Raw genomic sequence first — 13,084 nt, forward strand, 5'->3', positions numbered from 1 at the left:
ATCACCTACCTTTGTCGTCGAGTGGTTTCAACCTGATCGGACTCGCGCGCACCAACGCCGTGGGATCGAGATAGTCGCGGCCACGTCGTATGCCCCAGTGAAGGCACGTCGACGAGCAGCTCTCGTGCCCCGACACCAACGAACCCAGCACGGTCCCTCGCCGAACCCGCGCGCCCGGGGCAATCGAGGCCAGCACCGGTTCGTACGTCGATCTCAGTCCGCCCGGATGATCAACGGATACGACGGGCTTGCCCGCGACCGACCCGGCGAACACCACGGTGCCGTCGGCGACGGCCAGTACCGACTGGCCCTCGCGGGCGGCGAGGTCGACACCACGGTGGCCCGGTAGCCAATTCTGCTCGGGACGGTCGAAGGGGGTGACGACCTGCGGCCTCGGCTGCAGCGGCCAGGCGAATGCGCCTTGCTGCGCCGATGCGACCGGCGTCGAGAGCGCTACCGTGGTCGCGAGGCACACCGCGAGTGCGCGGCTCGGGAGAGAGATGTTCACCCGTCGACCATCTCCTGGATTCGACCGACCGGACGAACCCTGAGGGGATTTGTGGACAAGGAATTTCTTTGTCCACAGGCCCCGGAAACTCTTGACAGTCGGGCCTGGTTATGACGAGGGCGGTGGCAGGTCTACACTCGTCACTTGCGGCCTGTGCGTGCACGGGTCGACTTCGCGCGTCCGCTTCCATCGCATCGTCTGCTCCGAGCAGAATCACCGATACGAGAACCGGTTGTCGGCGGTCCTGAGATCTCCGTGATGTCAGGTCCGGCAACTTCAGCGGGCGCCAGGGCAGAGGTCACCGACACTCTGCGTCAACCGCACCATCGAAAGAGAGTTCTTCAGCCATGGCTGTAGTAACAATGAAGCAGCTGCTCGACAGCGGCACACACTTCGGACACCAGACCCGTCGCTGGAACCCGAAGATGAAGCGATTCATCTTCACCGACCGCAACGGCATCTACATCATCGACTTGCAGCAGACTCTGACCTTCATCGACAAGGCCTACGAGTTCGTCAAGGAGACCGTCGCCCACAACGGCACGGTTCTGTTCGTCGGTACCAAGAAGCAGGCACAGGAGTCCATCGCCGCTGAGGCAACCCGCGTGGGCATGCCCTACGTGAACCAGCGCTGGCTCGGTGGCATGCTCACCAACTTCCAGACGGTGCACAAGCGTCTGCTCCGCCTCAAGGAGCTCGAGGCCATGGAGCAGACCGGTGGCTTCGAGGGACGCACCAAGAAGGAAATCCTCATGCTCACGCGTGAGATGACCAAGCTCGACCGCACCCTCGGTGGCATCCGGGACATGTCCAAGGTCCCGTCGGCCATCTGGATCGTCGACACCAACAAGGAGCATCTCGCGGTTGCCGAGGCGCGCAAGTTGAACATCCCGGTCATCGCGATCCTCGACACCAACTGCGATCCCGACGTGGTCGACTACCCGATCCCGGGTAACGACGACGCGATCCGTTCCGCTGCGCTGCTGACCAAGGTCGTCGCATCCGCAGTCGCCGAGGGCGTGCAGGCTCGCGCGGGTCAGAACACTGCATCCGACGCCAAGCCCGAGGTCGGCGCAGGCGAGCCCCTCGCCGAGTGGGAGCTCGAGCAGCTCGCTCAGGCGTCACCGGCAGCCGACGCCCCCGCAGCAGATGCTCCGGCAGCCGAGGCTCCCGCAGCCGATGCCCCGGCAGCAGAAGAAGCACCGGCAGCAGAAGAAGCCCCGGCCGCTCAGGCTTGATCGAATTCGGTCCCGGTTCACCCTCAGGGGTGGGCCGGGGCCGCTTCGGTATGTCAGGGTTGTGGTCGGTCCGGCTCCGTTGTGGGCCCGTCGATCACGCCCTGAGAACAGCATTTTTCGTCAACGCCCGTACCCAGACTTTTGAGGAGGCTCGCCCACGATGGCGAACTACACTGCCGCCGACGTCAAGCGGCTCCGTGAGCTCACCGGCTCCGGAATGATGGACTGCAAGAACGCACTCGCCGAGAACGACGGCGACTACGACAAGGCCGTCGAGTACCTGCGTATCAAGGGTGCCAAGGACGTCGGCAAGCGCGCCGAGCGCAACACCGCCGAAGGCCTCGTCGCCGCCGAGGGTGGAGTGCTCGTGGAGATCAACTCCGAAACCGACTTCGTGGCCAAGAACGACGAGTTCCAGACGTTCGCCGCGTCCGTTGCGGCCACGGCTGCAGCAGGCAAGCCGGCCGACGTCGACGCCCTCAAGGCGCTCGACCTGAACGGCAAGACAGTCGAAACGGCTCTGAACGAGCTGTCGGCCAAGATCGGCGAGAAGCTCGAGCTGCGTCGCGTCGTGTCCTACGACGGAAACACCGCGACGTACCTGCACAAGCGCAGCGCGGACCTGCCGCCTGCAGTCGGCGTGCTGGTCGAGTACACCGGTGACGGCGATGCCGCGGGCGATGCTGCGCGCGCTGCTGCGATGCAGATCGCGGCCCTCAAGGCCAAGTACGTCACGCGCGAGGAGGTCCCCGAGGACCTGGTTGCCGCCGAGCGTCGCATCGCCGAGGAGACCGCTCGCGAAGAAGGCAAGCCGGAGCAGGCACTGCCGAAGATCGTCGAAGGTCGCGTCAACGGATTCTTCAAGGACGTCGTTCTCACCGAGCAGAAGTCGGTGCAGGACGGCAACAAGACCGTCAAGGCCATTCTCGACGAGGCCGGCGTGACCATCACGCGCTTCTCGCGGTTCGAGGTCGGTGCCAGCTAGTCTGCGCACCGGTTCGGTCGAGGCGATGCCGTTCATTCGATTCCATCGAGTGGGCGGCATCGCTCGTGCGCGGGGCAGGTGGGTGTGCATGCCGGAGCCCTGTCCACCACCCGGGCCTCGATAGGGCAGGATGATCCAAGAGGAAACCGTAGTGTTCGACGAGTACCGAGGAGAGCTATGACCGATCCGGCCCCTGACCGTCCCGGGTTCCGACGCGTGATGCTCAAACTGGGTGGGGAGATGTTCGGAGGCGGCCAGGTCGGTCTCGATCCGGATGTCGTGAACAATGTTGCCGAACAGATCGCCGAGGTGGTGGCCACCGGGGTTCAGGTCGCCGTGGTGATCGGCGGTGGCAATTTCTTCCGTGGTGCCGAACTGCAGCAGCGCGGTATGGACAGGTCTCGCTCGGACTACATGGGCATGCTCGGTACCGTCATGAATTGTCTTGCGCTGCAGGACTTCCTGGAGAAGCAAGGCGTTGCCACCAGGGTGCAGACGGCAATCACGATGGGCCAGGTCGCCGAGCCGTACCTTCCGCTCCGCGCTCGACGGCACCTGGAGAAGGGCCGCGTGGTGATCTTCGGAGCCGGCATGGGCATGCCGTACTTCTCCACCGACACCACCGCTGCGCAGCGTGCACTGGAAATCGGTGCCGAGGTGTTGTTGATGGCCAAGGCAGTGGACGGCGTGTACTCGGCCGATCCGCGCCTCGACCCCGACGCGACGATGTTCGACACCATCACGCACCGCGAGGCCATCGAACAGGGACTCAAGGTTGCCGACGCAACGGCCTTCAGTCTGTGCATGGACAATCAGATGCCAATGCTGGTGTTCAATTTGCTGATTCAAGGAAATATTGCTCGCGCTGTGTCCGGTGAGAAGATCGGCACGCTGGTCACGTCGTGATCGTTGCCGACGGTGACGTGAGCGAATCGAAGACGAAGACGATGGAGGACAGATCGTGATTGACGAAGCTCTCTTCGACGCCGAAGAGAAGATGGAAAAGGCCGTATCGGTTGCACGTGACGATCTGTCCTCGATTCGCACCGGACGTGCCAACCCCGGAATGTTCTCCCGCATCGTCATCGAGTACTACGGTGCTCCGACGCCGATCACTCAGTTGGCCAGTATCAGCGTCCCCGAAGCGCGCCTGGTGGTCATCAAGCCGTACGAGTCCAATCAGCTCGGACCCATCGAAACCGCTATTCGCAACTCCGACCTCGGTGTCAATCCCACCAACGACGGCAACCTCATTCGGATCGGAGTTCCCCAGCTCACCGAGGAACGTCGTCGCGAATTCGTCAAGCAGGCCAAGGGCAAGGGCGAGGACGCAAAGGTGTCGATTCGCAACGTCCGCCGAAAGACCATGGAAGAGCTCAAGCGAATCCAGAAGGACGGCGAAGCAGGCGAGGACGAGGTCGTCCGCGCCGAGAACGATCTGGACAAGACCACTGCGAAGTACACCGCCTCCGTGGACGATCTCGTCAAGCGCAAAGAGGGCGAGCTGATGGAGGTCTGACTCGACCTCGACAGCTGCTTTTCACGACGGACGACGATGAATTTCGAGGAGATGACGACAGTGGTGGGACCGGATCGGCAGGAGGGCAGCGGTACGCCCGCTGCCTCGTCCGGGGTCGCTGCCGCGAAGTCCGCCGGGAAAGCCGGCCGCAATCTGCCTGCCGCGATCGGCGTCGGCGGCAGTTTGGGTATCGGGTTGATTCTCGTGCTCGTGTTCGTCCCGCTGGTGTGGATCGGTGTCGTTGCGATTGCGTTGGCCGTCGCGACGTACGAGGTGTCCAAGCGCCTGCGTGAGGGCGGTGTGCTGGTTCCGCGCATCCCCCTGATTCTCGGCGGTCAGGCCATGATCTGGCTGGGCTGGCCGTTCGGTGCCGTCGGAGTACTCAGCGCCGCTGTGGGCACCGTCGTGGTGTGCATGGTGTGGCTGCTGCTGCGGCAAGGTTTCGGTACCGCACCCAAGAACTATCTCGAAGAGCTCTCCGTGACCGTCCTGGTGGCCTGTTGGCTGCCTCTGTTGGCCTCGTTCACCGTGCTGATGGTGCTGCAGGACAACGGCGCAGGCCGCATCCTGGTGTTCGTGATCGGCGTCGTGTGCTCGGATATCGGCGGCTACATCGCGGGTGTGTTGTTCGGAAAACACCCGATGGCACCGGCTATCAGCCCGAAGAAGTCCTGGGAGGGGCTCGTCGGGTCTCTCATCTTCTGCATCATCGGATGTCTACTGACCGTCACGCTCATTCTCGAGGCCAATTCGCTGATCGGCATCCTTCTCGGAGTGGTGCTGGTGGTGACCGGCACGTTGGGCGATCTGATCGAGTCGCAGGTCAAGCGTGATCTCCGCATCAAGGACATGGGCACGTTGTTGCCCGGCCACGGCGGCATCATGGACAGGCTCGATTCGCTGTTGCCCTCGGCTTTCGTGGCATGGCTCGTCTTCACCGTGCTCCTCTGAGCGGACTGCTCTCAGGCGTGCGCAGTGATCTCACCGGGGTGATTCCCAGCCCGAACATCTGGAATTGGCCGCACCTGTACGAGGCGGAGAACCGCGCTCAGGACGTCGACGGTGCTCTGTTCGACGCGATGAGGTCCGTCGCGGACTGGACAGCGAAGACGATCGTCGACGTGGGCTGCGGAAGCGGTTTCCATCTTCCGATATTCGCGGCCGACGCCGAACGGGTACTGGGCATCGAGCCGCACGAACCACTCGCTGACGCTGCGAGAACGCGAGTTGCGGACCTGCCGAACGTCGAGGTGAGGACCGCGCGGGCGGACTCGCTCCCGATCGGCGCCGGCACCGTGGACGTCGTCCATGCCCGCACCGCGTACTTCTTCGGACCGGGCTGCGGGCCGGGAATCGTCGACGCCATGCGAGTACTCCGGCCGGGAGGAGCGTTGGTCGTCGTGGATCTGGATGCAACCGCGTCGCCGTACGGGGACTGGATGCGGGCCGATCTACCGCACTACGACCCGGCGACGGTCGAGGCGTTCTTCGAGGCACAGGGTTTTGCGCTCACCCGGGTCGACACGAGATGGTCGTTTCCGAATCGACGCATGCTGCGCGATGTGCTGGGAATCGAGTTCGGACCACGCGTGGCGCGCGATGCCATGAAGTCGGTGGACGGAGTCTCGTTCGACGTCCGGTATCGAGTTCACGTTCGATACAAGCCGACCGGAATCGAGCTGCGCTAGCGAGCCCGTGGGACTGGGGGCGACGCAGCTCGACTGCGGCGATGTCAGGAGGCGGCGGAAATCCCGAAGATCTCGGCAAGTTCGTTGATCTTGAGTGCTTTCGCCAGACGAGGCAGGTCGCTTCCGTCCTTGACGTGCGCTCCGTCGGCGCCGAGGGCATCGATGACGTCACGGGCCCACGAGACGTCCGTGGGTGACGGGGCGAGCTCGCGGTTGACGATGGCAGCCTGCTCCGAATGCATGCACAACTTGCCCGTCATGCCCATCGACAGGGTCAGGGCGGCATCGCGTCCGAGGATGCTGTCGTTGGCCGTCAGCGTCGGTCCGTCGATCGGTCCCGGAATGCGCGCTGCGCGCGAGGAGACGACGAGGCGCGAACGGGGGTACGCCATTGCCAGGGGGTCGTCACTCATGCCGGTGTCGCGGCGGAAGTCCCCGCTGCCGAAGGCGAGACGGAACGTCGAATCTGCGCGAGCGATCTCGGTTGCGGCTTCGAGGCCCATCGCCGACTCCACCAGCGCCAGGATCGGGGTGCCGGGTGCCAGGCGAGCAGCTGTGGCCTCGACCTGGCCGCCGCTCTCGGTCTTGGCGAGCATGACACCGACCAGTCCGGGCAGGCCGGACAACGCGGCCAGATCATCGGCCCAGTACGGGGTCGTTGCGTCGTTGATGCGGACCCATGCAGAGTTGCCTTCGCCGAGCCACCGCACGACGGCCTCGCGCGCGGCCGGCTTCTTGGCCGGAGCGACTGCGTCTTCGATGTCGAGGATGACGGCATCGACTCCCGACGCGACGGCGTCGCCGAAGGTTTCGGGCTTGGTGGCCGGTACGAGCAGCCAGGACCGTGCGCGGTCGGGGGCAACGCCGGATGCCACGGGTGTCTCCATGAAAGTTGTCACGTCATGCTCCTCGAGTGAAGTGGGGCACCACCGAGCCTGATCGATTCAGTCGATCAGCGCCACCTTCTGTGCATAGTGTTCACGATCCGTGCCGCTACTTCTTCTTCGCTGCGCGTCGGACCTGAAGGATTCGAGCTCCGCCGACCATCGCCATCACCAGTGCGCCTGCGATCGCGGCCAGCAGCATGCTGATGCCCAGTGGCAGATCGAGCTGCCAGACGAAGATCTGCACGGTGACGGAGTCGAGATTCTGCACGATGAACACGAGCAGAACGACCAGGACCACCGCTCCGACCACCAGGCCGGTCCACAGCGCAGCGGTGCGTGTGTGGGCGATGTCGGTCGCGCTGCTTGCCTGAGGCTCCGGGGCGAACTCCGGATCCGGCGCGGAACGACCGTCCGTATCCGGGGTCGTGATGGGAGCGAGGTCACCCGAGGCACTGTGGTCGCCGGGGTGAACCGCGCCTGATGTGTCCAGCGATGTCTCGTGACTGTCGTCAGCTCTGGTGGCCATGTCGATGATCCTTCCGCACGTGAAGGCCGAATGCACGCGCATCCGGCCACGACCTCGATACCCATCGGGTAACGGACGGAAACCGGCGCGAATAGGACTGCGAGGCAAACAGGTGGACAATGGAGGTATGAGTGAGGCCGCCGACGCAACGAACACTTCGACCGAGCAGAAGAGGCCGAATCTCCCCCTGGTTTTCACCGCCCCACGTCGCGGTATGCCGTCACGCCACCTGGCCGATCTGGACAGAGAGGGATTGCGCGAGGCCGTGAAGGCACTCGGTCTTCCCGCGTTCCGTGCCGATCAACTGGCTCGGCACTACTACGGCCGCCTCGAAGCCGACACCACGAAGATGACGGATCTTCCCGCCGAGGCGCGCGAGAAGGTCGGTGCCGACCTCTTTCCGACCCTGCTCACCCCCATCAAGCATCTGGCGTGTGATGACGGTGACACCCGCAAGACCCTGTGGAAAGCCAACGACGGAACTCTGCTCGAGAGCGTCCTGATGCGCTACCCGGACCGCGCGACGCTGTGCATCTCGAGCCAGGCCGGCTGCGGAATGGCCTGCCCGTTCTGTGCCACCGGCCAGGCCGGCCTGACCCGGAACCTGTCGACGGCCGAGATCGTGGACCAGGTGCGTTCGGCGGCAGCGGACATGCGCGACGGGGTGGTTCCCGGCGGTGAGGGTCGTCTGTCGAACGTGGTGTTCATGGGGATGGGCGAGCCCCTGGCCAATTACAAACGCGTCGTCGCGGCAGTGCGCAAGATCGTCTCGCCTGCACCCGACGGACTCGGCCTCTCGCAGCGCTCGGTGACGGTGTCGACGGTCGGTCTGGCACCGGCCATTCGGAAGCTGGCCGACGAAGGACTGTCGGTGACCTTGGCGGTATCGCTGCACACACCCGACGACGAACTCCGCGACACGTTGGTTCCGGTGAACAATCGCTGGTCGGTTGCCGAGGTGCTGTCCGCAGCGCGGTATTACGCCGACCAGACGGGACGACGGGTGTCCATCGAATACGCGATGATCCGAGACGTCAACGATCAGCCGTGGCGGGCCGACATGCTGGGAAAGAAGCTGCACAAGGCACTCGGATCCCGAGTCCACGTGAACCTGATTCCACTCAATCCGACTCCGGGCAGCGAGTGGGACGCCAGCCCGAAGCCGGTGGAGCGAGAATTCGTTCGACGGGTGATTGCCCAGGGTGTTTCGTGCACCGTCCGCGACACCCGCGGTCAGGAAATCGCCGCGGCGTGCGGTCAGCTGGCAGCCGAGAACTGAATCGGTTGCTAGCGGGGCTTGCGGCGGACGATCACGTCTCGTACGACGAGCCCGACCAGCGTGGCAGCGAATCCGATCAACCACAGATCCTCGACCTTGCCGGTGTGGTTGCCGATCATCATGAACAGCAGGAACGCGGCGACGACAAGGGCGGCCACGCGCATCGCACGGTTCGATTCACCACTCCAACCCCACTCGGCGGACGGCACGTCCGGCACCTCGTTGCGGGTGTCGACGACCCGGTCGTACGAAGCGGATTCCAGTTCGGTATTTGCCACCGGTCGGTCCTCTCGGGTGATGAATTCTCGAAGTCGTCCTTCACGAGGCGTCGAGCCTGCCGCGTTCGGACAATATTGGCATACGACCGCCCGTCGTAGCCATCAGGGTTGGGTGCTCACCCGGCGCGACTGCCGACTTCGGTGAGAGACTGCGGCGGTGACGTCCGAGCGCCTTCCGCATCCGCTGACCCAGTTTCCGCTGAGCTACCCCCGAGACATGGTGGGGTACGGCCGCACGCCGCCGCACGCGCAGTGGCCGGGTGAGGCCAACATCGCGGTCCAGTTCGTCCTCAACTACGAGGAGGGTGCGGAGAACAACGTCCTCGACGGTGACACCAAATCCGAGACGTTCCTGTCGGAAATGATCGGGGCACAAGCTTTTCCGAATCGTCACATGAGCATGGAGTCGCTGTACGAGTACGGCTCGAGAGCCGGCGTGTGGCGGGTGCTGAGGGCCTTCGAGAAGCGAGACCTGCCCCTGACGGTGTTCGCCGTGGCGAAGGCCATGGAACGAAACCCGGAAGTGGTTGCCGCACTGGCCGAATTGGGTCACGAGATCGCCTGTCACGGACTGCGGTGGCTGTCCTATCAACAGATCGACGAGAACGTCGAGCGCGAGCACATGGCCGAGGCCGTGGCCATCCTCGAGGGCCTCACCGGCTCGGCCCCGCTCGGGTGGTACACCGGACGTGACTCTCCGAACACCCGGTCGCTCGTCGTCGAGCACGGCGGATTCGTGTACGACTCGGACTCCTACGCCGACGATCTGCCGTACTGGGAGAAGGTCACTCGTGGCTCCGAAGTGGTCGATCATCTGGTGGTGCCGTACACCCTCGACACCAACGACATGAGATTCGCTTCGCCGGGCGGCTTCTCGACCGGGGACGAGTTCTACGCGCATCTGCGGGACGCGTTCGACGTGCTCTACGCCGAGGGGGAGAACGGCAGCCCCAAGATGCTCTCGGTCGGACTGCATTGCAGGCTGGTCGGCAGGCCGGCGCGCATCGCCGCCCTCGAGCGTTTCCTCGATCACGTGCAGTCTCACGACAAGGTGTGGGTCGCAAAACGAATCGACATCGCCGAGCACTGGCGCGCGGTGCACCCACCCGTCTCCTGATCGGGGGAGTCCCCCGTCAGTGCGGCGACCGGCACTCCGTTTGCAACGCAGTCAGGTAGCGGTCGGTGAACACGGCCTGGACCCGCCTGCCCACCGGACCGCCGAGCCTGGTGTACCAGCGGCCCGGGTTCGAGAACGCGGTGATGTGCGCGGAGACGGTCCCGTCCTCGGGGGAGTAGTCGACGTGGAACAACTCCTCGCCGGATTCGGGATGGCCGTCGAGTGTGCCGTAGGCGAAGCCCTGACGGTTGGCCTCGTCGATGACGTAGACGACCCGGCACGGGATGCGGACGGGCCCGAGCGCGAGAACCACCACGGCGTCGGGGACGGCGTGGTCGTCACTGGAGTGGACCTTCAGTCCGGTGCCGCGATGCATGTCCCAGCGCATCAGCGCGTCGGCTGCGGCCACGAAGTCCTCGACTCCGGATCCGATGACCCGCGACTTCTCGACGTGGTGGTAGCCGGCCGGGAGCCTGCCGCTCGTTGCCCCTACATCGGCGTAGTTGAACGATGCCGCGCGATACTTCGAGACGTCCATGGCCTCCAGCGTGCCAGCTACGGCGACGCATAGGGGTTTCTCAGCCTCGGTAGGCAACAATGGACCGGTGCCAGACCATCGTGAGCGAACGACCTCCTCGGATCGTCCCGAGCCGATTCGCGTGTTGCTGTTGGGGAGCACCGGCTCGATCGGAACCCAAGCGCTCGACGTCATCGCCGCCGACCCCGACCGTTTCGTCGTCGTCGGCCTTGCAGCGGGCGGCGGAAACATCGACCTTCTTCGCCGTCAGATCGCCGAGACCGGTGTTCGGCGGGTTGCCGTGGCCGACCCCGCCGCTGCCGCCGAACTCGACTTCCCCGGGGTGCTGAGCGGGCCACGTGCGGTGACCGAACTCGTCGAGTCGACGCAGGCCGACGTGGTGCTCAACGCGCTGGTGGGCTCGCTCGGTCTCGAACCGACGTTGGCGGCGCTGAAGACCGGAGCTCGGCTGGCGTTGGCCAACAAGGAATCACTGGTGGCAGGCGGCGAACTCGTGCTCGCTGCCGCCGCGCCAGGTCAGATCGTTCCGGTGGACTCGGAGCACTCGGCGTTGGCGCAGTGCCTGCGCAGTGGCCACCGAAGCGAGGTGGATCGACTGATCCTCACCGCATCGGGTGGACCGTTCCGGGGCTGGAGCGAAGCCGAACTGAAGTCGGTGACCCCTGCCCAGGCAGCAGCTCATCCCACCTGGTCGATGGGCCCGATGAACACGTTGAACTCGGCAACCCTGGTCAACAAGGGCCTCGAGCTGATCGAGGCGCACCTGCTGTTCGGGGTGCCCTACGAGAAGATCGACGTCACGGTGCACCGGCAATCCATCGTCCATTCGATGGTCACGTTCGTGGACGGCTCCACCATTGCCCAGGCCAGCCCGCCGGACATGAAGCTGCCCATCGGGCTCGCGCTCGGGTGGCCGGATCGAGTGCCCGACGTTGCGCGTGCTCTCGACTTCACTGCAGCGTTCTCCTGGGACTTCGAACCACTCGACGATCGAGTGTTCCCTGCCGTGCAGCTGGCCCGCGAGGCCGGAATCATGGGCGGGTGCATGACAGCGGTGTACAACGCGTCCAACGAGATCGCCGCCGACGCGTTCCTGGCCGGCCGCATCGAATTTCCCGAGATCGTGCACACGGTCCGGGCGGTTCTGAGCGACGGCGGCGGGGACTGGTCGGCGGTGCCGACTACCGTGGACGACGTCCTCGCGGCGGATTCCTGGGCTCGCGCACATGCGCGTGAGCTCCTGAAACAGAAGGGCCTTTAGACTCACATGCTGTTCGCTCTGGGTGTTGTGCTGTTCGCCGTCGGCATCGGTGTGTCGATCGCGCTGCACGAGGCGGGACACATGTGGACCGCGAAAGCTCTCGGCATGAAGGTCCGCCGCTACTACATCGGTTTCGGCCCCAAGATCTTCTCCTTCCGACGCGGCGAGACCGAATACGGGCTCAAGGCGATCCCGGCCGGCGGCTTCTGCGACATCGCCGGAATGACGGCGATCGACGAACTCGCACCCGACGAAGTCGAGCGGGCGATGTACCGCCAGAAGACGTGGAAGCGCATCGTCGTCATGGTCGGCGGTATCGCGATGAACTTCGTGCTCGGCATCGTGCTGGTCTACGCGTTGGTACTCGGATGGGGTACGCCCGATCGGGTGACGCCGCCGACCGTTCAGGTCAGTGAGGTGGTGTGTATCGCGCCGACCCAGACCGAGGACGGCGAACTCGCGCCGTGCTCGGGAGCGAGCCCGGCTCAGCAGGCAGGGCTCCGCAAGGGCGACGTGGTCACCGCAGTGAACGGTGAACCGGCACAGTACTGGTCCGAGGTCGTCGAGGCCGTGCAGGCGTCGTCGGGATCGGTCGATCTGACGGTCGAACGGGATGGAGCGTCGATCGATCTGACGATTCCCGTGACCGAGGTGCAGCGCTACGTCACCGACCCGGACACCGGAGCGAAGGAGTCGACGACGGTCGGCGCGGTCGGAGTCAGCGGCTCCACGATTGCCCCTCCTCCCATCAGGTACAACCCGATCGAGGCGGTCCCCGAGACGTTCGCCTTCACCGGAGAGATCTTCGTTCAGACCGGTAAAGCCCTCGTGCAGCTGCCGACGAAGGTGGAGGCCCTGTGGGACTCGATCTTCGGAGGCGAGCGTGGTCTCGATACCCCGATGAGTGTGGTCGGTGCCAGCGTCATCGGGGGTCAGGCTGCGGAGAACGACAATTGGGCGACCTTCGTGGGATTGCTCGCGTCCCTGAATTTCTTCCTCGGCGCGTTCAACATCGTGCCCCTGCTCCCGCTCGACGGTGGCCACATCGCAGTGACCATCTACGAGCGCATCCGCAACATCTTCCGCAACCGCCGTGGTCTGCCGGACGGTGCCCCGGTTGACTACATGAAACTGATGCCCGTCACCTACGTGGTCATCGTCGTTTTCATCGGGTTCTCCTTGTTGACGCTCACGGCGGACATCGTCAACCCCATTCAGCTGTACTAGATAGACTCGACAGTCGTAGCTAGGAAAGAAGGC

The 13,084-nt window shown here is 64.6% G+C and carries 15 protein-coding genes; 10 read left to right on the forward strand and 5 right to left on the reverse strand.

Translation table 11 applies throughout. From position 1 onward, the window contains the following. Window position 1: 1 nt before the first annotated feature. The gene (locus CH251_RS18475; RefSeq protein WP_094614387.1) at window positions 2-508 is read right to left on the reverse strand and encodes a M23 family metallopeptidase; all 507 of its coding nucleotides are present in this window, start codon (window positions 506-508) and stop codon (window positions 2-4) included. Between the two features lie 347 nt (window positions 509-855). Here CH251_RS18475 and rpsB point away from each other — a divergent pair, with 347 nt between their 5' ends. The 6 genes from rpsB (at window position 856) to CH251_RS18505 (ending at window position 5,938) form a co-directional block, all read left to right on the forward strand. Next, window positions 856-1,746 (forward strand): 30S ribosomal protein S2, encoded by an 891-nt coding sequence (gene rpsB / locus CH251_RS18480; RefSeq protein ID WP_094614388.1) that lies wholly within the window; start codon window positions 856-858, stop codon window positions 1,744-1,746. A gap of 160 nt (window positions 1,747-1,906) precedes the next feature. After that, window positions 1,907-2,731 (forward strand): translation elongation factor Ts, encoded by an 825-nt coding sequence (gene tsf / locus CH251_RS18485; protein WP_094614389.1) that lies wholly within the window; start codon window positions 1,907-1,909, stop codon window positions 2,729-2,731. Between the two features lie 177 nt (window positions 2,732-2,908). Beyond that, entirely contained in the window at window positions 2,909-3,637 is a 729-nt protein-coding gene (gene pyrH / locus CH251_RS18490) for a UMP kinase (protein WP_032397808.1), read from the forward strand. Between the two features lie 55 nt (window positions 3,638-3,692). Next, the gene (gene frr, locus CH251_RS18495; RefSeq protein WP_094614390.1) at window positions 3,693-4,250 is read left to right on the forward strand and encodes a ribosome recycling factor; all 558 of its coding nucleotides are present in this window, start codon (window positions 3,693-3,695) and stop codon (window positions 4,248-4,250) included. 36 nt (window positions 4,251-4,286) lie between these two features. Then, window positions 4,287-5,201 (forward strand): phosphatidate cytidylyltransferase, encoded by a 915-nt coding sequence (locus CH251_RS18500; RefSeq protein ID WP_094614391.1) that lies wholly within the window; start codon window positions 4,287-4,289, stop codon window positions 5,199-5,201. Beyond that, window positions 5,174-5,938, forward strand: coding sequence for a class I SAM-dependent methyltransferase (locus CH251_RS18505; protein ID WP_094614392.1), 765 nt, complete (start codon window positions 5,174-5,176; stop codon window positions 5,936-5,938). Before CH251_RS18500 ends, CH251_RS18505 begins: the two co-directional genes overlap by 28 nt. A 44-nt stretch (window positions 5,939-5,982) precedes the next feature. On the opposite strand, the gene CH251_RS18510 is transcribed toward CH251_RS18505, so the two are convergent. After that, window positions 5,983-6,825 (reverse strand): CoA ester lyase, encoded by an 843-nt coding sequence (locus CH251_RS18510; RefSeq protein WP_037189633.1) that lies wholly within the window; start codon window positions 6,823-6,825, stop codon window positions 5,983-5,985. Window positions 6,826-6,931: 106 nt separating this feature from the next. Continuing rightward, a complete protein-coding gene (locus CH251_RS18515; RefSeq protein WP_094614528.1) occupies window positions 6,932-7,351 on the reverse strand; it encodes a lipopolysaccharide assembly LapA domain-containing protein in 420 nt (139 codons plus the stop codon). Between the two features lie 127 nt (window positions 7,352-7,478). On the opposite strand from CH251_RS18515, the gene rlmN reads away from it, so the two are divergent. After that, window positions 7,479-8,630 carry a 23S rRNA (adenine(2503)-C(2))-methyltransferase RlmN gene (gene rlmN / locus CH251_RS18520; RefSeq protein WP_094614393.1) on the forward strand — a complete coding sequence of 384 codons (1,152 nt, stop codon included), beginning with the start codon at window positions 7,479-7,481 and terminating at the stop codon, window positions 8,628-8,630. 8 nt (window positions 8,631-8,638) lie between these two features. Here rlmN and CH251_RS18525 read toward each other — a convergent pair whose 3' ends face one another. Then, window positions 8,639-8,908, reverse strand: a complete 270-nt coding sequence (locus CH251_RS18525) for a DUF2631 domain-containing protein (RefSeq protein ID WP_094614394.1) — start codon at window positions 8,906-8,908, stop codon at window positions 8,639-8,641. Between the two features lie 217 nt (window positions 8,909-9,125). Between CH251_RS18525 and puuE the strand changes: the two genes are divergently transcribed. Beyond that, window positions 9,126-10,025, forward strand: coding sequence for an allantoinase PuuE (puuE, locus tag CH251_RS18530; RefSeq protein WP_179273414.1), 900 nt, complete (start codon window positions 9,126-9,128; stop codon window positions 10,023-10,025). Window positions 10,026-10,041: 16 nt separating this feature from the next. On the opposite strand, the gene CH251_RS18535 is transcribed toward puuE, so the two are convergent. Next, the gene (locus tag CH251_RS18535) at window positions 10,042-10,563 is read right to left on the reverse strand and encodes a DUF1990 family protein (protein WP_094614530.1); all 522 of its coding nucleotides are present in this window, start codon (window positions 10,561-10,563) and stop codon (window positions 10,042-10,044) included. Window positions 10,564-10,684: 121 nt separating this feature from the next. On the opposite strand from CH251_RS18535, the gene dxr reads away from it, so the two are divergent. Further along, a complete protein-coding gene (gene dxr, locus CH251_RS18540; protein ID WP_094614395.1) occupies window positions 10,685-11,824 on the forward strand; it encodes a 1-deoxy-D-xylulose-5-phosphate reductoisomerase in 1,140 nt (379 codons plus the stop codon). A gap of 6 nt (window positions 11,825-11,830) precedes the next feature. Further along, complete coding sequence (locus CH251_RS18545; RefSeq protein WP_094614396.1) at window positions 11,831-13,051, forward strand: RIP metalloprotease; 1,221 nt, start codon at window positions 11,831-11,833, stop codon at window positions 13,049-13,051. Window positions 13,052-13,084 lie beyond the last annotated feature (33 nt).

This window comes from Rhodococcus sp. 06-462-5 (assembly GCF_002258315.1).
GTDB lineage: Bacteria > Actinomycetota > Actinomycetes > Mycobacteriales > Mycobacteriaceae > Rhodococcoides.